The 21,987-nt window shown below is 73.1% G+C and carries 15 protein-coding genes and 1 pseudogene; 2 read left to right on the top strand and 14 right to left on the bottom strand.

The window, feature by feature from the left end:
* Positions 1 to 28: 28 nt before the first annotated feature.
* From IH61_RS0111245 to IH61_RS0111180, 14 genes and pseudogenes are all read right to left on the bottom strand, one after another.
* A complete protein-coding gene (locus IH61_RS0111245; protein WP_031068337.1) occupies positions 29 to 1,882 on the bottom strand; it encodes an acetolactate synthase large subunit in 1,854 nt (617 codons plus the stop codon).
* A gap of 336 nt (positions 1,883 to 2,218) precedes the next feature.
* A complete protein-coding gene (locus IH61_RS0111240) occupies positions 2,219 to 5,257 on the bottom strand; it encodes an EAL domain-containing protein (protein ID WP_031068335.1) in 3,039 nt (1,012 codons plus the stop codon).
* A 375-nt stretch (positions 5,258 to 5,632) separates the two neighbouring features.
* Entirely contained in the window at positions 5,633 to 8,671 is a 3,039-nt protein-coding gene (locus IH61_RS0111235; RefSeq protein WP_234327130.1) for a helix-turn-helix transcriptional regulator, read from the bottom strand.
* A gap of 134 nt (positions 8,672 to 8,805) precedes the next feature.
* A complete protein-coding gene (locus IH61_RS48415) occupies positions 8,806 to 8,964 on the bottom strand; it encodes a hypothetical protein (protein WP_234327129.1) in 159 nt (52 codons plus the stop codon).
* Positions 8,965 to 9,246: 282 nt separating this feature from the next.
* Positions 9,247 to 10,758, bottom strand: a complete 1,512-nt coding sequence (gatB, locus tag IH61_RS0111225) for an Asp-tRNA(Asn)/Glu-tRNA(Gln) amidotransferase subunit GatB (protein WP_031068331.1) — start codon at positions 10,756 to 10,758, stop codon at positions 9,247 to 9,249.
* A gap of 247 nt (positions 10,759 to 11,005) precedes the next feature.
* Positions 11,006 to 11,263, bottom strand: a complete 258-nt coding sequence (locus tag IH61_RS0111220; protein ID WP_031068329.1) for a hypothetical protein — start codon at positions 11,261 to 11,263, stop codon at positions 11,006 to 11,008.
* On the bottom strand, positions 11,260 to 12,753 hold the full coding sequence (gatA, locus tag IH61_RS0111215) for an Asp-tRNA(Asn)/Glu-tRNA(Gln) amidotransferase subunit GatA (RefSeq protein WP_031068326.1): 1,494 nt from the start codon (positions 12,751 to 12,753) through the stop codon (positions 11,260 to 11,262). Before gatA ends, IH61_RS0111220 begins: the two co-directional genes overlap by 4 nt.
* Before the next feature lie 5 nt (positions 12,754 to 12,758).
* On the bottom strand, positions 12,759 to 13,055 hold the full coding sequence (gatC, locus tag IH61_RS0111210; RefSeq protein WP_030057414.1) for an Asp-tRNA(Asn)/Glu-tRNA(Gln) amidotransferase subunit GatC: 297 nt from the start codon (positions 13,053 to 13,055) through the stop codon (positions 12,759 to 12,761).
* Positions 13,056 to 13,536: 481 nt separating this feature from the next.
* A pseudogene (locus tag IH61_RS0111205) lies at positions 13,537 to 15,216 on the bottom strand (EAL domain-containing protein); the annotation flags it as partial.
* Positions 15,217 to 15,564: 348 nt separating this feature from the next.
* Complete coding sequence (gene ligA / locus IH61_RS0111200) at positions 15,565 to 17,862, bottom strand: NAD-dependent DNA ligase LigA (RefSeq protein ID WP_031068323.1); 2,298 nt, start codon at positions 17,860 to 17,862, stop codon at positions 15,565 to 15,567.
* Between the two features lie 17 nt (positions 17,863 to 17,879).
* Positions 17,880 to 18,908, bottom strand: a complete 1,029-nt coding sequence (locus IH61_RS0111195) for a methionine synthase (protein WP_031068321.1) — start codon at positions 18,906 to 18,908, stop codon at positions 17,880 to 17,882.
* 42 nt (positions 18,909 to 18,950) lie between these two features.
* The gene (locus tag IH61_RS0111190) at positions 18,951 to 19,640 is read right to left on the bottom strand and encodes an SDR family oxidoreductase (protein WP_031068317.1); all 690 of its coding nucleotides are present in this window, start codon (positions 19,638 to 19,640) and stop codon (positions 18,951 to 18,953) included.
* A 13-nt stretch (positions 19,641 to 19,653) separates the two neighbouring features.
* On the bottom strand, positions 19,654 to 20,178 hold the full coding sequence (locus IH61_RS0111185) for a TIGR00730 family Rossman fold protein (protein WP_031068316.1): 525 nt from the start codon (positions 20,176 to 20,178) through the stop codon (positions 19,654 to 19,656).
* A 42-nt stretch (positions 20,179 to 20,220) separates the two neighbouring features.
* The gene (locus IH61_RS0111180; RefSeq protein ID WP_051836799.1) at positions 20,221 to 20,520 is read right to left on the bottom strand and encodes a Uma2 family endonuclease; all 300 of its coding nucleotides are present in this window, start codon (positions 20,518 to 20,520) and stop codon (positions 20,221 to 20,223) included.
* 99 nt (positions 20,521 to 20,619) lie between these two features.
* Between IH61_RS0111180 and IH61_RS0111175 the strand changes: the two genes are divergently transcribed.
* Positions 20,620 to 21,132: a SigE family RNA polymerase sigma factor gene (locus tag IH61_RS0111175; RefSeq protein WP_031068312.1), complete on the top strand. Its 513-nt coding sequence runs from the start codon at positions 20,620 to 20,622 to the stop codon at positions 21,130 to 21,132.
* Positions 21,133 to 21,169: 37 nt separating this feature from the next.
* Positions 21,170 to 21,949: a hypothetical protein gene (locus tag IH61_RS0111170; RefSeq protein WP_031068310.1), complete on the top strand. Its 780-nt coding sequence runs from the start codon at positions 21,170 to 21,172 to the stop codon at positions 21,947 to 21,949.
* The last annotated feature ends 38 nt before the right edge of the window (positions 21,950 to 21,987 follow it).

Raw genomic sequence — 21,987 nt, 5'->3', positions numbered from 1 at the left:
CGTTCCTCAGTCGTTCTGGAAGGGGGGCTCAGTCGAGATCGTCGCCGAAGTCGGGCCGGACGCCCTTGGCGAACTGGATCTCGTCGTTGCTGGTGCCGGCCGCGACCATCGGCCAGACCATGGCGTCCTGGTGGACGATGAAGTCGATGACCACCGGGCGGTCGTCGATCGCCATCGCCTGCTCGATCACCGCGTCCAGGTCCTCGGGGCGCTCGCAGCGCAGGCCGACGCAGCCCATCGCCTCGGAGAGCTTGACGAAGTCCGGGATGCGGGTGCCCTGGGCCGGCGGCTCGATGCCGTCGTGGTCGGGGCCGGAGTGCAGCACGGTGTTGGAGTAGCGCTGGTTGTAGAACAGCGTCTGCCACTGCCGGACCATGCCCAGCGAACCGTTGTTGATGACGGCGACCTTGATCGGGATGCCGTTCAGCGCGCAGGTGACCAGCTCCTGGTTGGTCATCTGGAAGCAGCCGTCGCCGTCGATCGCCCAGACCGCCGTCTCGGGGCGGCCCGCCTTGGCGCCCATCGCGGCCGGGACGGCGTAGCCCATGGTGCCGGCGCCGCCGGAGTTGAGCCAGGTGCCGGGCTTCTCGAACCGGATGAACTGCGAGCTCCACATCTGGTGCTGGCCGACGCCCGCCGCGTAGATCGCGTCCGGGCCGACCTTCTGGCCGATGCGCTCGATGACCTGCTGAGGGGAGAGCTGACCGCCCGGGGCCGGCTCGTAGCCGAGCGGGTAGGTGCGCTTCCACTCGTCGAGCTTCTCCCACCAGTCCGCGTAGTCGCCCTTGTGGCCGGCGTCGAACTCGGCCTGGACGGCGACGATCAGGTCGGCCAGCACCTCGCGGGCGTCGCCGACGATCGGCACGTCCGCCGGGCGGTTCTTGCCGATCTCGGCCGGGTCGATGTCGGCGTGGACGATCTTGGCGTGCGGGGCGAAGCCGTCCAGCTTGCCGGTGACGCGGTCGTCGAAGCGAGCGCCGAGGGTGAACAGCAGGTCCGACTTCTGCAGTGCGGTGACGGCCGGGACGGAGCCGTGCATGCCGGGCATGCCCAGGTGCTGCGGGTGGCTGTCCGGGAAGGCGCCCAGCGCCATCAGGGTGGTGACGACCGGGGCGCCGGTGAGCTCGGCGAGGATGCGCAGCTCGGCCGTGGCTCGGGCCTTGATGACGCCGCCGCCGACGTACAGCACCGGGCGCTTGGAGGAGACCAGCAGCTTGGCGGCCTCGCGGATCTGCTTGGCGTGCGGCTTGGTGACCGGGCGGTAGCCGGGCAATGCGGTCTCGACCGGCCAGCGGAAGGTGGTGGTGGCCTGCAGGGCGTCCTTGGCGATGTCGACGAGGACGGGGCCGGGGCGGCCGGTGGCGGCGATGTGGAACGCCTCGGCGATGACCCGGGGGATCTCGGACGGGTCGGTGACCAGGTAGTTGTGCTTGGTGATCGGCATCGTGATGCCGCAGATGTCCGCCTCCTGGAAGGCGTCGGTGCCGATGGCCTTGGAGGCGACCTGGCCGGTGATCGCGACGATCGGCACGGAGTCCATGTAGGCGTCGGCGATCGGGGTGACCAGGTTGGTGGCGCCGGGGCCCGAGGTGGCCATGCAGACGCCGACGCGGCCGGTGGCCTGCGCGTAGCCGGTGGCGGCGTGGCCGGCGCCCTGCTCGTGGCGGACCAGGATGTGGCGGACCTTGACCGAGTCCATGAGCGGGTCGTACGCGGGAAGGATGGCCCCGCCCGGAATGCCGAAGACGGTGTCCGCGCCGACGGCCTCCAGCGAGCGGATGAGCGACTGGGCGCCGGTCATGGTCTCGACGACGTGCTGGGGAGCGGGAGCGTGGGCGGCCGGGTTGTCCCCGCGGCGGGGGGATGCGGCGTGCTCGGTCATCTGCCTGTCTCTTCTCGGGTTTCGCCGGCCCGGATTCGGGCCCCGGTGGTGCGAGGGTGGGGTCCCGGTCGGGCCGATCGCCGGCTCTACCTCGATCCTCCCTCCCGGCGCTACCGAATCTCTCGAATCGGGACGGATCGGGCGGTCGAGGTTGGGGTACTGCGGGGTTCGAACAGCGTCGGTGCAACAAAAAACCCCTCGTGCCAAGGGCATGCGAGGGGTGGCGCGTCGGTCTGTCACAAGCAGGGCGTGGAAGCCCGCTCAGCCGACGCGCCCGCCAAGTACGAGAATTCGGGTGCGCATGGCAACGACCTTCCTCCGGTGCGGGGCCGTGTGTCAAGCAGGTGGGATGACCGTCTCGCCATGCGGACCCGTGCCCGGATGGGTCGCGGCCCGGTGTTCGGGCAGGTCGGAGGGCCCGTGGTGATGTGCGCCACGTCCCGGCGCGGACTCCCCTCGGCCACTCGTCCGGGTGTCCGGGGCCGGGTGCGGGCGGCGCGGGGCGATCGGCCCCGGCGGGTTCGGCAGCGGTCCCGCCGACGACCCCGGAGGGACGGGCGGCGGGCCAGGGACGGCCCCCGGGAGGGGGTAGCCGCGGCGGGCCAGGGCGCGGCGCAGCCGGGGCTCGTCCAGCGGCGGGGCGAAGGCCGAGCCCTGGGCCCGTCGGCAGCCCAGCTCCTGGAGGGCGGCCACCTGGCGGGGCAGGTCCACGCCCTCGGCGGCGGTGGACATCCCGAGGTCGCGCCCGAGCCGAAGGGCGTGCCCGGCGAGCGTGCGGCCGACGGCGGACTCGCCGAGGTCCTGGACGAGGGTGCGGTCCAGCTTGAGCCCGTCGAAGGGCAGCCGGGCCAGGGCCCCGAGCGAGCCGCTGCCGGCGCCGTAGCCCGCCAGCCAGGTGGAGACGCCCAGGCGGCGCAGCGCGGCGAGGCGGCGGCCGAGTTCGTCGGCGAGCCCGTCGGGGCCCATCCTGGCCACCTCGATGACCAGGTCCCCGGCGGGCAGCCTGCTGTCCCGCAGGGCGGCGGCGACGGTCTCGTACAGGCCGGGGGTGCAGAGCCGCTCGGCGGACAGGCGCACGGCCACCGGGACGGGCGGGGGCGGGAGCGTGCCGCGGCCCCTTCCGGGCAGGTCGCGGCGGTCGGCGGCGGCCGCGACGGCCTCGTGGACGAGCCAGCGGGCGAAGCGGGCGGCGGCGTCGCCGTGCTCGGCGGAACGCAGGAACTCGGCGGGGGTGAGCAGCAGCCCGCCCGCCGAGCGCCAGCGGGCCTGGGCCTCGACGCCGACGACGGAGCCGCTGACCAGGTCCACGACGGGCTGGTGGAGCAGGGTGAACCCGCCCTCGCGGACGGCCAGGCGCAGCCGGTCCTCCAGTTCGCTGCGGCGTTCCAGGTCCGCGCGCATGGCGGGGCTGTAGAGCACGACGCGGCCCTTGCCCTCGGACTTGGCGCGGTACATCGCGAGGTCGGCGTTGCGCATCAGCTCGTCGGCGGCGGCGCGCGGGTCGGCGGCGGGGCCGCGTTCGGGGGTGCCGAAGGCGATGCCGATGCTGGCGGCGACGCTGAGTTCGGTGCCGCCGATCCAGTACGGCTCGGAGAGGGCGACGCGCAGCCGTTCGGCGAGCTCCTGGACCTGGAGGCGGCCGAGCGGGCCGCAGACCAGGGCGGCGAACTCGTCCCCGCCGAAGCGGGCGACGGTGTCCCCGCAGCGCACGGCGCCCTGGAGGCGGCGGGCGGCCTGGACGAGCAGCTCGTCGCCGACCTGGTGGCCGGCGGTGTCGTTGACGGCCTTGAAGCCGTCGAGGTCGAGGAAGAGCACCGCGACACCGGCGCCGGGCCGGCCGTTGTCCGGGGCGGCGGGCGCGGGGGCCTGCTGGCCGCGGGCGCCGAGGGCGGCGCGCAGGCGCTGGGTGAACAGCGCCCGGTTGGGCAGGTCGGTGAGCGGGTCGTGGAAGGCGTTGTGCTGCAACTGGGCCTGGAGCATGACGCGTTCGGTGACGTCCCGGCTGTTGAGGATGAGGCCGTCGCGGTGCCGACTGACGGTGGACTCCACGTGCAGCCACTCTCCGTCGCCGGAGCTGATCCGGCACTCCACGCGGGCGGAGGGCTCGGCGGTGCCGGGGCTGCGGTGGGCGGTCAGCCGCACCCGGGCGAGGTAGCGGCGGACCTCGGAGAGCACCCGGTCCACGTCGTCGTGGTGGACGAGGTCCAGCAGGTTGCCGCCGACGAGCTCCTCCGGGTCCCGCCCGTAGACGCCGAGCGCGGCCGGGGAGACGTACGAGAGGACGCCGTTCGCCCCGGCGATCATGATGACGTCGCTGGAGCCCTGCACCAGGGAGCGGAAGTGGGCCTCCTTGTGGGCGAGCTCCTGCGCCAGCGAGAGGTTGTCGAGCAGCATGACGCCCTGGCGCAGGATCAGTGCCAGGCCGACGGTGCACGCGGCGGCGGCCACGACCCGGTCCAGCTCCCGCCCGCCGAGGGCGTTGTAGAGGATTCCGGCGGTGCAGACGGCGGCGGCCGCGTACGGGGTGAGCGCACTGAAGGTGGTGGCGACCCGGCGGCGCGGCAGGCCCCCGGCCGAGGGGTGTTCGCGCAGCGGGCGGCGCCAGCGCGAGGACCAGGGCGCCCAGGCGAGCAGCAGGCTGCCGGAGAACCAGCCGGCGTCCAGGAGTTCGCCGGAGTGGTAGCTGTTGCGCAGCTCGGGCGAGGTGAACAGGGCGTCGCAGAGCACGGTGACGGCGAGCGCGACCATCGCGGTGTGCACGGCCGCCCGGTTGCCGTCCCGGCCGCCGAAGCGCAGGCCCACGACCAGGCTGACCAGCAGGATGTCCAGCACCGGGTAGGCCAGGCTGAGGGCGATGCGCAGCGGGGAGCCGTCCTCGCCGGCGGCGATCCGGCCCAGGGCGAGGCTCCAGCTGAGGGTGAACAGGGAGCCGGCGATCAGCCAGCCGTCGAGCAGCAGGCAGAGCCAGCCGGCCGCCGAGCGGGGGTGCTGGGCGAGGACGAGGACGCCGGTGATGGCGAGCGGGGCGAACAGCAGGAAGGCGTACTCGGCGAGGGAGTCCTGCGGGAGCGGGCGGCGGACGACGAGTTCGTACCAGCCCCAGGTGCCGTTGCCGAAGGCGACCATGAGCGAGGAGAGGCCGAACAGCAGCCAGGCGGGGCGGGCGTGCCCGCCGACGGTGCAGCCGTACACCAGACAGGAGAGCGCGGCGGCGAGGGCGGCGGCGGCCAGGCCGAAGTCGCCCATGAAGATGGAGAGTTGGTGTGAGCCCCAGCCGACGGAGGCGCCGACGGCGTAGGCGAGGCAGAGCCCGCCGAGGGCGAGCCCGGGCAGGGCGCGGCTGGCCCGGAGCCGACTCAGCGGCCCGGGGCGCACGGTCGGCCCGGGCCCGGGCAGGCCGGGTGCGGACGCGTCCACGGGCACAGACTCATCGATCGTCGGTGGGCCCGGGCGTCCGGCCCCAGGCAGCACCGTATCGGTGGAGCTCACTGGACCTCTCCCCCTCCGGCCCGGGGCCTGGCGCCCCGGCCCGGTCGGGACCCTACACCAATTCCGTCACTCAATGACACGCACATTCAACTTAGAGTAATGGCGTGTGCGTTGAGTGAATCCGCCGATTCCAACGGATCGGCCCGGTTGGCGGAGGCGCACGGGGAGGGGCTCACGCGGCGCGCACGGGTGCACGCCCCGGCGCTCGAACGCCGGGGCCCGCCCCGTCCCCGCAGGTCGCAGGCCCTACGGGGGCTGCGCTCAACCCCCTGCGACGGCCAGGTCGTCCGGGAACAACCGCAGCCGGTGGGCCAGTGCGGCGGCCTCTCCCCGGCCCGCGACCCCCAGCTTTCCGAGGATGTTGGACACGTGCACGCTTGCGGTCTTCGGAGAGATGTACAGTTCCTCGGCGATCTGGCGGTTCGTCCAACCCCGCGCGAGAAGTCGAAGCACGTCCCGCTCACGGGGGGTGAGCCCGAAGGAGTCCCCGACGGACGACTCCGAACGGGCCGCCGGCACCGACGGCGCGGCGGGCGCCAGGTCCAGCCCCGCCCGCTCGGCCAGCCCGGCGATCTGCGCCGCCAGCGGACGGTCGCCCCGCACCGACGCCAGTTCGCCCGCCTCGCGCAGCAGTTCGGCCGCGCCCTCGCGCCGCCCGGCCAGCAGCTCCGCCTCACCGGCCCGCAGCAGGGCCAGCGCCAGCGGGTACGGCAGCCCGGTCGGCCGCAGCAGCGCGACGGCCTCCGCCCACTGCCCGGGGGTGTCCGCCCCCTCGACGCGGGCCAGCTCGACCTCCAGCAGCCTGGCCCACCCGTGGTGCAGCGGCGCCCGGCGGCGCAGCCTTCCGGCGGCGGCGGCGATCGCGGTCACCGCCTCGGCCCGGCCCTCCTCGGCCGCGGGCAGGCCCCGGCTGTCGGCCTCCACCGCGGCGCCCTCGACCAGCAGGGGGTACACGTCCGTCTCGAAGCCGAGCGGCCCCTCCCCCGCCAGGGCGCCGAGCAGTTCGGCCCGGGCCTCCAGCGGCCGGCCGGCCTGCGCGGCCAGGGCCACCGCGAGCCGGGTGATCGACACCGCCCGGTGCCCGTCGTCGGCGCCCACGGCCGCCCGGGCCCGGGTGAGGGCGTCGGCCGCGCCGGTGAGGTCGCCGGCTAGGCGGGCGAGGTCCCCGCGCATCCGCTCCAGCTCGGCGTTGCCGCCGGCCAGGCCCGAGCTCTCGGCGGAGGAGAGCACCTCGGCGGCCTCCTCCAGCCGGCCGAGGTCGATCAGCGCCTCGATGAGGTTGCTGGCCAGGACGGAGCCGATGTTGCGCAGCAGCCCGTTGCCGTCCGCGAACTCCAGGCCCTCCCTGGCCAGTTCGACGGCCTCCTCGGGCCGGCCCAGTTCGCGCCGCATGTTGGCGAGGTTGTTGAGGCCGCGCAGCAGCAGGTCCGGCACGCCGAGGCGGCGGGCCCGCTCGACCGCCCCGGTCAGCTCGGCCTCCCCGCCCTCGATGTCGCCGAGGATGTCGTAGCGCAGGTGGCCCAGCGTCATCCTGGTGTGGACCTCTACCTGGTGCGCGCCGACCTCCTCCGCGATCCGGATCGCCCGCTCGGCCAGGTCGATGTCCTCGGGGCCCGGGCCCCGGTACAGCGCCCGACCGGCGCTGAGCGAGAAAACCTCGGCCTGCACGGCGGACGGCTGTCTGCCCTCCACCAGCCGCAGCGCGTGCGCGATCTCCTCGTCCGCGCCGGGGCGCAGCAGGGTGTCCAGCAGGCGGGCCCGGTTCATCCGGAACCACGCCGCGCGCATCGGGTGCACGGCCTCGTCGACCAGCTTCAGGGCGCGCTTGGCCAGGCTCAGGCCGCGCTCGCGGTCTCCGCAGCGCCGGGCCGCGACCACCGCCTCCGCCAGCACGTCGACCAGCTGGATGCTCTCGCGGTCGTCCGCGTCGCGGTCGCAGGAGCCGGGCGGGTAGGTCTCGGCCCAGTCGTACGGCCGCAGGGTGTTCGCCAGCACCTCCTCGGAGACGGAGTCCCACAGCTCCAGCGCCCGTTCCAGCATGCCGAGTTGCTCGGCGAAGGCGTTGCGGCGGCGGGCCGCCCGCGCGGCGTCCAGGGCCGTCGGCAGGGCGCGGGCCGGATCGTGCGCGTGGTACCAGTAGTTGGCCAGCCGGGCCGCGAGCGCGTCGGCGCGCACCAGCTGCGGCTGCGCCTCCACGGCGAGCGCGAACTTGCGGTTGATCCGGTGCCGTTCACCCGGCAGCAGGTCGTCCGAGACGGCCTCGCGGACCAGGGCGTGCCGGAAGCGGTAGCCCTCGCCGTCCGTGTCCAGGCGCAGGATGTTGGCGCCGACGGCCGCCCGCAGGGACTCGATCAGCGTGTCCTCGTCGTCGGCCAGGACGGCCGCCAGCAGGGCGTGTTCGACCTTCGAGCCGCCCTCGGCGGCGATCCGCACCACCCGCTGGGTGTCCTCGCCGAGGCTCTCGACCCGCACCAGCAGCATGTCGCGCAGCGAGTCGGGCAGCCCGGCGCCGCAGCCGTCGTGGAAGGCGGTGGCCAGTTCCTCGACGAAGAACGGGTTGCCCTCGGAGCGCCGGTGGACGCGGTCCACCAACTGCTGGTCGGGGGTGCCGGTGCCGAGGATGCCCGCCAGCTGGGCGGCCACCTCGCGGCGGCGGAACCGGTCCAGCTCCATCCGCTGGACGTTGCGCACCCGCTCCAGCTCCGCCAGGAAGGGCCGCAGCGGGTGGCGGCGGTGCAGGTCGTCGGTGCGGTAGGTGCCGATCAGGAGCACCCGGGAGCTGTGCAGGGTGCGCACCAGGAAGGCGAACAGCTCCCGGGTGGAACGGTCGGACCAGTGGAGGTCCTCGACGGCGAGGACGAGGGTACGGTCCGCGCCGAGCCGTTCGAACAGCCTTGCGGTGTGCTCGAACAGCCGGGCCCGGCCATACTCGTCGTTCGGCTCGCCGTCAGCCTCGCCGAACTCCGGCAGCAGCCGGGCGAGATGGCCCTCGCTGCCCGCCGCCGCGCTCTCCAGCTCGGCGCCCAGCGCGCGGTACAGCCGGCGCAGCGCGGAAGCCAGCGGCGCGAACGGCAGCCCCTCGGCGCCGACCTCCAGACAGCCGCCGAGCGTGGTGACCGCTCCGCCGTCCGCGGCCCTGCGCAGGAACTCCTCCAGCAGCCTGGTCTTTCCCACGCCCGCCTCGCCGCCGATCAGGACGGCCTGCGGGCTGCCGGAGCCCACCCGGCGCAGCGCACCGGTCAGGTCGGTGATCTCGCTGCCACGGCCTACGAAGACGGGACTCACCGATATCTGCTGCATGGAGGCGAGCATGCCATAGCCGGAGCCACTGGTGAGAGGGGTTATCGCCTGCGGCGAACGCCCGGAGGGGGAGGCGCCTTTCGGCTGCGCCTCCCCCTCCGGAACCTCGGCGGCACCTTCACGGTGCCCTGCCGTCAGCACGCGGTCTGCTTGACGGAGCGCCGCGCGAAGCGGGCGGCCACCGGACGGCGCCGAAGGCGGCCGGCCTGCTTGGCCTCGCGGACCAGGCGGTCGTGCTCGGCGCGGTCGGCGAGCTCGTGGGCCTGCTGCTGGATGAGCTGGTACTCGATCACTTCTGTTCCCCTTGTGGGTTTCACTGCGTTTCCCTGACATGTAAGAGCTTCCTCTCCCAGATGGGGGTGCCACATCGGGAGCGTGCCCGATGTTTCGAAGGCCGGATGACTTAGGGGGGCACCCCGGGTACGGCAAAGGCCCGGTCCCACCCCCTTACGGAGGTGAAACCGGGCCTTAGACCTTACTTAGATGCCTTAGATGCCTTAGGTACCTTGGAAAGGCGCCCGTGACGGCCTAAGCAACCTGAGGATCAGGCAGCGCCGAGCTTCTCCAGGCTGTGCTTACTGTCCTTCCGCGGCAAGCCGCTCCAGGATCAAATCCTTGACGCGCGCCGCGTCCGCCTGGCCCCGGGTCGCCTTCATGACCGCGCCGACCAGCGCACCCACCGCGGCGACCTTGCCGTCGCGGATCTTGGCGGCGATCGCCTCGTTCTCGGCGATGGCCTGGTCGACGGCCGCGCCCAGCGCGGAGTCGTCCGAGACCACGGCCAGGCCGCGCTTCTCGACGACCTCGTCCGGCTCGCCCTCGCCGGCCAGCACGGCCTCGATGACCTGACGGGCCAGCTTGTCGTTCAGCTTGCCCTCGGCGACCAGCGCGGTGACCCGGGCGACCTGCGCCGGGGTGATCGGCTGCTCGCTCAGCTCGGTGCCGGTCTCGTTGGCGCGGCGGGCCAGCTCGCCCATCCACCACTTACGGGCCTGGTCGGCGGGGGCGCCGGCCGCGATGGTCTCCTGGATCGGCTCCACCGCACCGGCGTTGAGCACCGCCTGCATGTCCTTGTCGGACAGCGCCCACTCGGCCTGCAGCCGGGCGCGGCGCACCCGCGGCAGCTCGGGCAGCGCGGCGCGCAGCTCCTCGACCCACGCGCGGGCCGGGGCCACGGGCACCAGGTCCGGCTCGGGGAAGTAGCGGTAGTCCTCGGCGTTGTCCTTGATGCGGCCCGAGGTCGTGGAGCCGTCCTCCTCGTGGAAGTGACGGGTCTCCTGGATGATGGTGCCGCCGTCGGTCAGGACGGTGGCGTGGCGCTGGATCTCGAAGCGGGCGGCCCGCTCCACGCTGCGCAGGGAGTTGACGTTCTTGGTCTCCGAGCGGGTGCCGAAGGTCTCGGTGCCGTTCGGGCGCAGCGACAGGTTGACGTCGCAGCGCATCTGGCCCTTGTCCATGCGGGCCTCGGAGACGCCCAGGGACTTGATGACCTCGCGCAGCTCGGCCACGTACGCCTTGGCGACCTCGGGGGCGCGCTCGCCCGCACCGACGATCGGCTTGGTGACGATCTCGATCAGCGGGATGCCGGCCCGGTTGTAGTCGAGCAGCGAGTGGGTGGCGCCGTGGATGCGGCCGGTGGCGCCGCCGACGTGGCTGGACTTGCCGGTGTCCTCCTCCATGTGGGCGCGCTCGATCTCCACGCGGAAGGTCGAGCCGTCCTCCAGCTGCACGTCGAGGTAGCCGTTGAAGGCGATCGGCTCGTCGTACTGCGAGGTCTGGAAGTTCTTGGGCATGTCCGGGTAGAAGTAGTTCTTCCGCGCGAACCGGCACCACTCGGCGATCTCGCAGTTCAGCGCCAGGCCGATCTTGACGGCCGACTCCACGCCCACCGCGTTGACCACCGGCAGCGAGCCCGGCAGGCCCAGACAGGTCGGGCAGGTCTGGCTGTTCGGCTCGGCGCCCAGCTCGGTCGAGCAACCGCAGAACATCTTGGTCTTGGTACCGAGCTCGACGTGGACCTCAAGGCCCATCACCGGGTCGTACGACGCGAGAGCGTCCTCGTAGGAGACCAGGTTCATGACGCTCACAGCGTCCCTTCTCAACTAAAGACTTGGGAGGTACGGGCCCGGCCGCCACACAATGGGCGGCCGGGCTCAGGGCGTGTCCTGCGGGTCCTTGCCGGGGCCGCGGCGTTGGGGCACGCACCTCGCCGCGTTGTCGTCGGTCGCCAATGCTCCGCAGTGGCTCCCTCCTCCGCCTTGCGATGCACGCACCCCAACGCCGCGGCCTGATCCGACAAAACCCACAGGACACGCCCAGGCGCTCAGCTTCCGCTCAGCCCAGCAGCACGTCGTCGTCGCCCAGCCGGCGCAGCTCGCGCACCAGCAGGGCGGTGCCGGTGATCAGCGCGGCGGCGCCGACCAGGGCGTTGACCAGCTTGAGGGTGTCGCTCTCCTCGCGGGCCTTGCGGACGTCCTTGACCACCGAGATCGCGCCGAACGCGCTGGTACCGATGGACAGCCAGAGCCCGGGCTTCGAGTGCTTCCACCCCTTGATGGAAGTCTGGGCCTTGGCCTTCTCGATCTTGCTCACAGTGCCGGTGCCTCCTCCAGCAGGGTGTGCCCCCACTTGTCGTTGAGTGCGGCCTCGACGGCGCCGCCCACGCGGTACAGGCGGTCGTCCGCCATCGCGGGCGCGATGATCTGCAGGCCGACCGGGAGATTGTCCTCCGGGGCGAGGCCGACCGGCAGCGACATGGCCGCGTTGCCCGCCAGGTTGGACGGGATCGTGCACAGGTCGGCCAGGTACATCGCCATCGGGTCGTCGGCGCGCTCGCCGATCGGGAAGGCGGTGGTCGGCGTGGTCGGGGAGACCAGCACGTCCACGCCGGCGAAGGCGGTGTCGAAGTCGCGCGAGATCAGCGTGCGGACCTTCTGGGCCGAGCCGTAGTAGGCGTCGTAGTAGCCCGAGGAGAGCGCGTAGGTGCCCAGGATGATGCGGCGCTTGACCTCGTCGCCGAAGCCGGCCTCGCGGGTCAGTGCGGTGACCTCCTCGGCCGAGCGCGTGCCGTCGTCGCCGACCCGCAGGCCGTAGCGCATGGCGTCGAAGCGGGCCAGGTTGGAGGAGCACTCGCTCGGCGCGATCAGGTAGTACGCCGGCAGCGCCAGGTTGAACGACGGGCAGGACACCTCGACGACCTCGGCGCCCAGCTCGCGCAGCAGCTCCACCGACTCGTTGAAGCGCTGCATGACGCCGGCCTGGTAGCCCTCGCCCGCGAACTCCTTGACGACGCCGATCCGCATGCCGCGGATGTCGCGCATCTTCGCGGCCTCGACCACGGCCGGGACGGGCGCGTCAATCGAGGTGGAGTCCAGCGGGTCGTGGCCGGCGATGGCCTCGTGCAGCAGCGCCGCGTCCAGCACCGTACGGGCGCACGGGCCGCCCTGGTCCAGGCTGGAGGAGAACGCGACCAGGCCGTAGCGGGAGACCGAGCCGTAGGTCGGCTTCACGCCGACGGTGCCGGTGACGGCGCCGGGCTGGCGGATCGAGCCGCCGGTGTCGGTGCCGATGGCCAGCGGGGCCTCGAAGGCGGCCAGCGCGGCGGCCGAACCTCCGCCGGAGCCGCCGGGGATGCGGGTGAGGTCCCACGGGTTGCCGGTCGGGCCGTAGGCGGAGTTCTCGGTGGAGGAGCCCATCGCGAACTCGTCCATGTTGGTCTTGCCGAGGATGACGACGCCCGCGTCCTTCAGCCGCGAGGTCACGGTGGCGTCGTACGGCGGCACCCAGCCCTCGAGGATCTTGGAGCCGCAGGTGGTCGGGATGCCCTTGGTCGTGAAGACGTCCTTGAGCGCGAGCGGGACACCGGCCAGCGGGCCCAGCTCCTCGCCCTTGGCGCGCTTGTCGTCGACGGCCTTGGCCGCGGCCAGGGCGCCCTCGGTGTCGACGTGCAGGAAGGCGTTGACCTTCTTGTCGACGGCGTCGATGCGGTCCAGGTGCGCCTGCGCGACCTCGACGGCCGACACCTCGCCCTTGGCGATGGCGCTCGCGGTCTCGGCCGCGGTGTAACGGATGAGCTCGGTCATCTCGGTCAGTCCTCCCCGAGGATCTGCGGCACACGGAAACGCTGCTCCTCGGCGGCGGGGGCGCCGGACAGCGCCTGCTCCGGGGTGAGCGACGGCCGCACCTCGTCCGCACGCATGACGTTCGTCAGCGGGAGCGGGTGGGAGGTCGGCGGTACGTCCTGTCCGGCGACCTCGGAAACGCGGGCGACCGCGCCGATGATCACGTCGAGCTGCTCGGCGAAGTGGTCCAGCTCTTCGGGCTTCAGCTCAAGACGCGACAGCCGGGCGAGGTGGGCGACCTCCTCGCGCGTGATGCCAGGCATGCAGCGATCCTCAGGGTGAGTTCTGGTGAGGCCCGGCGGCGCCTGCCGGCGTGCCGGGCCCGGGCAGGAGCGGCCGGGTTCGGCGCTCCGTCCTCATGGTCTTTGGACCCCATCCTATGGGGCCCGGCCCGGCCACCGGCCAACGAGTTGATCCGGGGCCGCGTCACTGGGGCCCGGTGTGCGCCCAACTCTGCGCGCCCGGAGGGACGGACGGGAGCGTCTGGACGTGCTGGACGAGCTGCGGGTGCTGGACGTGCTGCGCGTGCGCGGCCTGGACGGGCACCGGCTTGACGGGCCCCGGCTGCACGGGCAGGGGCTGGGCCGCGGGGGCGCTCTGGGGTAGCGCGGCGGGCAGCACGGCGGGCAGCACCGCGGGCTGCGGGACGGGCTTGGGGACGGCCTTCGCGGCAGGCGGCATCACCGGCATCACGGGCTTCGCGGCGGGCGGTGCGATCGGCACGACCGCGGGCGGGAGTGTCGGCGGCAGCACCGGGGAGGCGACCGCCGGCTGGGGGACGGCCGGCGCGACGGCCTTCGGAACGACGGCGTGCGGAACGGCGGGCCGGGGGACGACGGGCCCGGTGACCGGCGACGCCTGCCGGGCCGCGCTCAGCCGCTCGACGTACGGCGGGGTGGCGGTGCGGTGCACCAGCAGCCAGGCGGTGGCCTGTTCGGCCGGCAATGCGGCCGACACCAGCCAGCCCTGCACCGCGTCCACGCCCATGCCGTGCAGCCGCTCCCAGGTCTCGTCGTCCTCCACGCCCTCGGCGACGACGGTCAGGCCCAGCGAGTGGGCGAGCTCGACCGAGCAGCGCACGACGGCGGCGTCGTGGTCGTCGGCGACCATCCGGGAGACGAAGGAGCGGTCGATCTTCAACTCCCCCACCGGCAGGCTGCGCAGGCGCACCAGCGAGGAGTGCCCGGTGCCGAAGTCGTCCAGGGACATCCCGACGCCGTAGCCGCGCAGTTCGGCGAGGGTGTCGGCGGCCCGGCGGGAGTCGTCGAGGAGCAGCCGCTCGGTGATCTCCAGCTGGAGGGCGTGGGCCGGCACCCGGTGGCGCAGCAGGTGCCCGGCGACGCGCTGGGCGAAGCCCGGGCTGAGTACGTCGCGCGGGGAGACGTTCACGGCGACCTGCACCTGGAGGCCCTGGTCGCGCCAGGTGGCGAGCTGGCCGACCGCCGCCTCGAGTACGTAGTCGGTGAGCCGGGGCATGAGGCCGCTGGACTCGGCGAGCCCGACGAACTCGTCCGGCGAGACCTTCCCCTGCCCGGGCCGCTCCCAGCGCAGCAGCGCCTCCAGGCCGACCACCCGGCCGTCGAAGGCGACCTTGGGCTGGTAGTGCAGCTGCACCTCGCCGGTCTCCAGCGCCCGGCGCAGGTCCCCCAACAGCCCTATGCGGTACGGGGTGTCGGCGTCCTGGGTCTCGTCGTACTGGGCGACGCCGCTGCAGCCGCGCTGGGCGTGGCCCATGGCGACGTCGGCGCGGCGCAGCAGGGCTTCGGCGTCCTGGGCGTGCTGCGGGTAGACGCAGACGCCGGCGGTGGCCTCCAGGACGAGCAGCAGCCCGTCCATGCGGATCGGGGCGGCGAGTTCGGCGATCAGGGCCTTGGCGACGCACTCCAGGCTGTCGGGGCAGTTGATGCCGGGCAGCAGGACGGCGAACTCGTCGCCGCCCATCCTGGCCACCATCGGGCGCCCGCGACGGTAGTTCCGGGGCAGGCCCGCGAAGACGTCGTCGATGGACTCCCGGGTGGCGCTGCCGGCGGGGCCTCCGGAGCGCAGGGCGCGGTGGAGGCGGCCGGCGATGTGGACGAGCAGCCGGTCGCCGGCGGTGTGCCCGAGTGTGTCGTTGAGCGATCGGAATCGATCGAGGTCGAGCAGTATCAGACCGACGCTGGCGCCTTCGCCGCGCTCGGCGATCGCCTCCTGGGCGGCCAGGAGTAACGCCTGGCGGTTGGGCAGGTCGGTGAGCGGGTCGGTCAGTTGGTCGCGGGCGCGGTCACGGGCGATCCGCCAGGCCGCGACCAGCACGGCCAGGGGCACCGCGAACAGCGGCAGCAACTCGGGTTCGTAGCGGTAGACCAGGACGGCCAGCGGGATGAGCGGCGCGGCTCCGGCCAGGAGCACGCCGAGCAGCAGGACCGCACCCGCCACCCCCTGCGGCGGGCGTGTGGGCGCGCCGCCGGTCGTACGATCCATAAGCCCTGTCCTCCGTCGGGCCCGCCCCGTCAGGCCGCCTTCAGGTGAGGCACCGTGCCGGTACCGACAGCTGCCGGGCATGGAGCGACCCCGTGAGCCACCGGCTCAGCCGGTGCCCCCACCCCTGCTGACACTCTGTTGCGCTCCAGGGTATGCCGGGGTCAACTCGCTGGGCAGACTTTCGGACAACCGGAAAAGCGCTGACACACCGGGTGCCGCACGGTGACACAATGCCCGCTTTCACGGAGCGGCACCCGATGACGTTGCATCAGGACGATAACAACCCGGGTTCGACCCGAGGGCCCCGGGTCAGCCCTCGGCGGGAGCCTCCGGCGCCCCGTCGGCCGCGGCAGGAGCCTCCGGCTCCGGAAGCCCCAGGTGGGCGCGGGCGGCCGCGGGGCCGTCCGCGAGGAGCACGGCGAATCCGGCGTCGTCCAGGATCGGCAGGCCGAGCTGGGAAGCCTTGTCGAACTTCGACCCGGGATTGTCACCGGCGACCACGAAGTCGGTCTTCTTCGACACGGATCCGGTCACCTTCGCGCCACGGGAGGTCAGCGCCTCCTTGGCGCCGTCCCGGGTGTGACCGGCGAGCGTGCCCGTCACCACGACGGTGAGGCCCTCCAACGGGCGCTCCGCCTCCTCCTCGTCGGCGAACTCCTCGGTGAAGCGGACACCGGCGGCGCGCCACTTCTCCAGGATCTCCCGGTGCCACTCCTCCTGGTACCACTCCTTGATCGAGCGGGCGATCGTCGGGCCGACGCCCTCGGCGGCGGCCAGCTCCTCCTCGGTCGCGGCGAAGACCGCGTCCAGGTCGCGGAACTCCCGGGCCAGCACCTGCGCGGCCACCGGACCGACGTGCCGGATGGAGAGGCCGTTGAGGAAGCGCCACAGCGGGCGGTCCTTCGCCTTCTCCAGGTTCTCCAGCAGCAGCTGGGTGTTCTTCTTCGGCTCGCCCTTGAGGTTCGCGAAGAAGGCGACCCGCTTCTCCTCGCCCGTCTCGTCGTCCAGCTTGGGCATGCCCGACTTCTGGTCGCGCACCAGCACCGTGAGCGGCAGCAGCTCCTCGACCGTCAGGCCGAAGATGTCCGCCTCGGTGCGCACCGGCGCCACGGCCGGCTCCAGCGGCTGGGTCAGCGCGGTGGCCGCGACGTAGCCGAGCCCCTCCACGTCCAGGCAGGACCGCCCGCCGAGGAAGGCGATCCGCTCCCGGATCTGGGCCGGGCAGAGCTGCGCGTTCGGGCAGCGCAGGTCGATGTCCCCCTCGGCCATCGGGCGCAGCTCGCTGCCGCACTCCGGGCAGTGCGAGGGCATCACGAACGCCTGCTCGGTGCCGTCCCGCAGGTCGTAGACCGGGCCGAGGATCTCCGGGATGACGTCTCCGGCCTTGCGCAGCACGATCGTGTCGCCGAGCAGTACGTCCTTGGCCTTGACGATGTCCTGGTTGTGCAGCGTCGCGTACTGCACCATCGAGCCGGCCACCTTCACCGGCTCGGCCAGCACCGCGTACGGGGTGGCCCGGCCGGTGCGGCCGATGCCGACCTTGATCTCGGCCAGCTTGCCGGTGACCTCCTCCGGCGGGTACTTCCACGCGATCGCCCAGCGCGGGGACTTGGAGGTGGCGCCGAGGCGGCCCTGCAGGGCGATCTCGTCCACCTTCACCACGACGCCGTCGATCTCGTGCTCGACCGAGTGCCGCTGCTCGCCGAAGTGCGCGATGAAGGCCCGGACCTCGGCGAGCGTCCCCACCACCTTGTTGTGCCGGGCGGTGGGCAGGCCCCACTCGTGCAGCAGCTGGTAGGCGTGCGACTGGTTGTCGATGTCGAAGCCGACCCGGGCGCCGATGCCGTGCACCACCATGTGCAGCGGGCGCGAGGCGGTGACGTGCGGGTCCTTCTGGCGCAGCGAACCGGCGGCGGCGTTGCGGGGGTTCATGAAGAGCCGGATCATCGCCCGGGGGCGCTTGCCCTCCCTGGCGCGCTCCTCGTTCTCCTTCCGGCGGCGCTCGTTCTCCTCCGCGAAGGAGGCGTTGAGCGCGTCGAACTCCTCCGTCGGGAAGTAGACCTCGCCGCGGATCTCCACCAGCTCGGGGATGTTCTCGCCCTTGAGCTGGTGCGGGATCTCCTTGATGGTGCGGACGTTGGCGGTGATGTCCTCGCCGACGCGGCCGTCGCCGCGCGTCGCCGCCTGCACCAACTGGCCGTTCTCGTAGGTGAGGTTGACGGCCAGGCCGTCCACCTTCAGCTCGCAGAGGTAGTGGTAGTCGATGCCGTGGAGCTCGGTGGCGACCCGGTCCGCCCAGGCGCCGAGCTCCTCGTCGTCCATCGCGTTGTCCAGGCTGAGCAGCCGCTCGCGGTGCTCCACCTCCGCGAACAGCGCGGTGGGGGCGCCGCCGACCTTCTGGCTCGGCGAGTCCGGGGTGACCAGGGCCGGGTGCTCGGCCTCGAGGCCCTCCAGCTCCCGCATCAGCGCGTCGAACTCGGCGTCGCTGACCGTCGGTGCGTCCTGCTCGTAGTACCGGGCGCGGTGGTCCGTGATCTCCGCCGCCAGCTCGGCGTGCCGCCTGCGCACCTCCGCCGGGACGTCCTCCCAGCCCTCGACAGCCGTCACCGAAGCCTCCTACAGTCTCATTCCGGGTTGTCCACCAGGCTCCGCGCCGCCCGCGCGGCGAGCGACAGCGCCTCGCGGGCGTAGGCCGGGGAGGCCCCGGCCAACCCGCAGGTCGGCGTCACCAGCACACGACGGCCCAGCAGCTCCGGAGCGAACCCGAGCCTGCGCCACAAGGTCCTGACACCCTGGACACTACCGGCAGGGTCTGACATCCCACTTGATTGAGAAGCAGCCTGCTCCGTGGCCGGGACGACGCCCGCCAGGATCGCCGTACCGGCCTCCACGGCCTCGCCCAGATCGTCGTCGGAACGGTCGGTGAGCAGGGAGAAGTCCAGCGAGACGCCGGCCACCCCGGCCCGGCGCAGCAGCGGGATCGGCACCTCGGGCGCGCAGCAGTGCACCACCACGGGCACGCCCAGGGCCCGGATCGTCTCCCGCAGTGCCTCCTCGGCCACCTGCCGGTCGACGGAGCGCAGCCGCTGGAAGCCGCTGGCCGTCCTCACCCGGCCCGAGAGGACGGCCGGCAGGGACGGCTCGTCCAGCTGCAGCACCACCTGCGCGCCCGGGACTCGCCTGCGGACCTCGGCCAGGTGGCGGCGCAGGCCCTCGGTGAGCGAGCCGGCGATGTCCCGGCAGGCGCCGGGGTCGGCGAGCGCCTTCTCCCCGTACTTGAGCTCGATGCTCGCCGCCAGCGTCCACGGGCCCACCGCCTGCACCTTGAGCGCGCCCGCGTAGCCCTGGGTGAACTCCTCCAGGGCGTCCAGGTCCTCGCCGAGCCAGGAGTGCGCGCGCCGGGTGTCCCGGCCGGGGCGGTCGGCGAAGCGCCAGCCGCTGGGCTCGGTCTGCGCGAACAGCTCCACCAGCAGGCCGGCGCTGCGGCCGATCATGTCGGCGCCCGGGCCGCGGGCGGGCAGCTCGGGCAGGAACGGCAGGTGCTCCAACGCCCCGGTGGCGGTCTTGGCCGCCTCCCGGGCGTCGGTGCCGGGCAGCGAACCGACGCCCGTCGCGGCGCCGGTCAGGTCGGGGAAGGGGTGTTCGGTGCTCACCCCACCGAGCCTAGTGCCGCGCGATCACTCCTTCAGCCGTGATCACTGCCCCGGGCGGACGGTGATGTCGGTGATCTCCGCGTCCCGCGAGGCGTCCAGCGCGGCGAGGACGGCCTTCGCCACCGACTCCGGGGCGATGAAGCGCGAGGCGTCGTACTCCCTGCCCTCCTGCTGGTGCACCTTGACCTGCATCGCGGTGGCGGTGCGCCCCGGGTACACGGTGGTGACGCGGACGCCGCCCGCGTGCTCCTCCTGCCGCAGCGAGTCCGCGAGCGCGCGCAGCCCGTGCTTGCTCGCCGCGTAGGCCGACCACTCGGCGTGGGCGTTCAGCCCGGCGCCGGAGTTGACGAACACCACGTGCCCCTTGGCCAGGCGCAGCGAGGGCAGCATCAGCCGGGTCAGCTCGGCGGGCGCGACGAGGTTGATGTTCAGCGTCTCCTGCCAAGCCTTGACGGGCAGTTCGCCGACCTGGCCCAGCTCGACGACGCCCGCCACGTGCAGCAGCGAGTCCAGCCGGACGGGCAGCTGCTGCTGCCCGAAGGCCCAGGAGAGCTTCGCCGGGTCCCCGAGGTCGCCGACCAGGGTCTTCGCGCCGGAGAACCGCTCGCGCAGCTCGGCGGCCCGCCGGGCGTCGCGGGCGAGGAGCCAGAGCTCCTCCCCGCGCTCCTGGAGTCGCTCGGCCAGGACGGCGCCGATGCCGGAGCCGGCGCCGGTGATCAGATGTGCAGCCATGGTCCCGATCCTCTCAAGCCTTGAGCCGGGCGAACACCTCGGCGGGCGTGTCCGCGAAGGTGATCAGCTCGGCGAGCGGCCTGGGCAGGAAGCCCTCCTCGTCCATCCGCTCGAGCTGGGTGCGCAGGCCCCCGTAGAACCCCTCGGTGTCGAGCACCACGACCGGCTTGTCGAACATGCCGTGCTTCTTCAGCTCCAGCACCTCGGTGACCTCGTCCAGCGTCCCCAGCCCGCCGACCAGCACCACGATCGCGTCGGCCCGGTTCGCCAGCTCCGCCTTGCGCTCCGCGAGGTCGGCCGTCCACACCAGCTCGTCCGCACCGGCGTACGCCTTGTGCCGCAGCATCTCCACCATCACCCCGACGAGCCCGCCCCCGGCGGCCTTCACCCCGTCCGCCAGCACCCCCATCAGCCCGGCGTTCGACCCACCCCAGACCAGCGTGTGCCCGCCCTCCCCCAACAGCCGGGCGAACTCCGCGGCGGGAGCGGTGTAACGGTCGTCGAGCGAGTACGCGGAGCAGAAAACACAGATATTCATAGTGCGAACTGGTCTACCACGCCGCCGCCCCCCACGCGCCACTCAGTCCGCGTACGGGACCAGCTTCGACAGCTCCAGGGTGAAGCCGAAGGAGTACGTCAGGTCCGGCTCACGGCCCCTGGAGACGTCCGGGCTGACGATCTCGCTCCGCTCGCTGGGGAGGTAGCCGTCCGGCACGTGCTGCTCGAACTGCCGGCGCACCTGCGCCACGTTGAGCTGGTGGATGTTGGACGGCGCTGCCTGCACGATCAGCGTGTCCCCGGACCACTCGATCCGGACGCCCTCCGGGGCGATCCGCTCCAGTTCCTCGATGAAGTCGCGGTGCTGCTCGTAGAAGGTCATGCCGTGCACTATGGCCTCCCGTGCGACATCCCGGGCGCCCCGCGTAGTCGTGTAGGGCATGCACAGGGAACACGGAACGAGCGGACGGGCGGGGAACGGGTGAAGGCGGCACAGGAGGACGAGTACGTGGCGTTCGTGGCCGGGAGGGCGAAGGCGCTCTACCGGTCGGCGTACGTGCTCGCGGCGGGGGACGCGCATCTGGCGGAGGACCTCGTCCAGGAGGCGCTCGGCAAGGTGTACGTGCACTGGCGGAAGGTGGCCCGGGCGGACAACCCCGCGGCGTACGCCCAGACGGTGCTGGTCCGCACCTTCCTCAGCCTGCGGCGGCGGATGAGCGCCTCCGAGCGCCCCACCGGGAGCGGGAGCCTGCCCGAGGGCACGGCCTCCGGCCCGGACACCGCACTGCGGCTGACCCTGCTGGACGCGCTGGCCCAACTGCCGCCCCGGGACCGGGCGGTGCTGCTACTGCGCTACTGGGAGGACCGCAGCATCGAGGAGACCGCCGGGATGCTCAGGATGACGAGCAGCGCGGTCCGCTCCCGGGGCACCCGGGCGCTCGCCAAGGCGCGGGTGCTGCTCGGCGACAGCCTCTCCGACCTGATCTCCCTCTGACCCGCACCCCCTCCGAGACGGAAGAGACGACACCGAGATGCCCTTCGAAGCAGACCTCGCCCACGCCCTGGACCGTACGGCCGACACCCTCGAACCCGATCTCGCCGTGCTGACGCGGGGGGCCGTCACCCGCGGGCGCAGCCTCCGGCGCCGGCGCACCGCCGGTCTCCTCGCCGGGGCCGGCGCCTGCTGCGCCGTGATCGCGACGGCGGGCCTCGTGCTCCCCGGCGCCCTCTCCCGGAGCCACGACCGGGAGCCGACCCCGATGGCCGCGCCGCGGACCGCGATCAGCGACGCGCAGATGATCCGCGCCCTGGAGGGGACGTTCCCCGGCGGCCGGTTCAGTCAGGTGAAGGGTCAGGGCGAGAACCCGAACCACCCGGGCGACGGCGCCGTCGCCAACGCCGGCCTGATCCTCGACGACGGGCACGGCCCCGCCTCGGTCGGCGTCTCGGGCCTGCGCCTCAGGCTGCCCCTCCAGGACGGCGACGGGCTGAGCTGCGACGACGCACCCAAGCGCGCCCCCGGTGACACCTGCCGGATGAGCGAACTGCCGAGCAGCGCCGAACTCCCCGGCGGGGCCCTGGTGATGCAGGAGCAGAACGCCGCCAAGGGCCCGGCGCAGGGCGGCGTCCGCCGCTGGACGACCACGGTGACACTGAAGTCGACCGGCGCGCAGCTCCAGATGGTGCAGTGGAACAGCACCGGCGGCGACGGACCGGCCCCGACCCGCACCGCTCCCCCGCTCACCGACCAGGAGGCGGTCGCCGCCCTGACCGGCCCCGCCTGGGCCCCGATCCTCAGCGCCCTCGGCTGACGGCTCCGACTGGCTGACGACTCCGATCGGCCGGCGGC

It is taken from the genome of Streptomyces sp. NRRL WC-3742, assembly GCF_000720635.1.
Classification (GTDB): domain Bacteria; phylum Actinomycetota; class Actinomycetes; order Streptomycetales; family Streptomycetaceae; genus Kitasatospora.
This window is presented reverse-complemented; position numbering and strand designations above follow the sequence as displayed.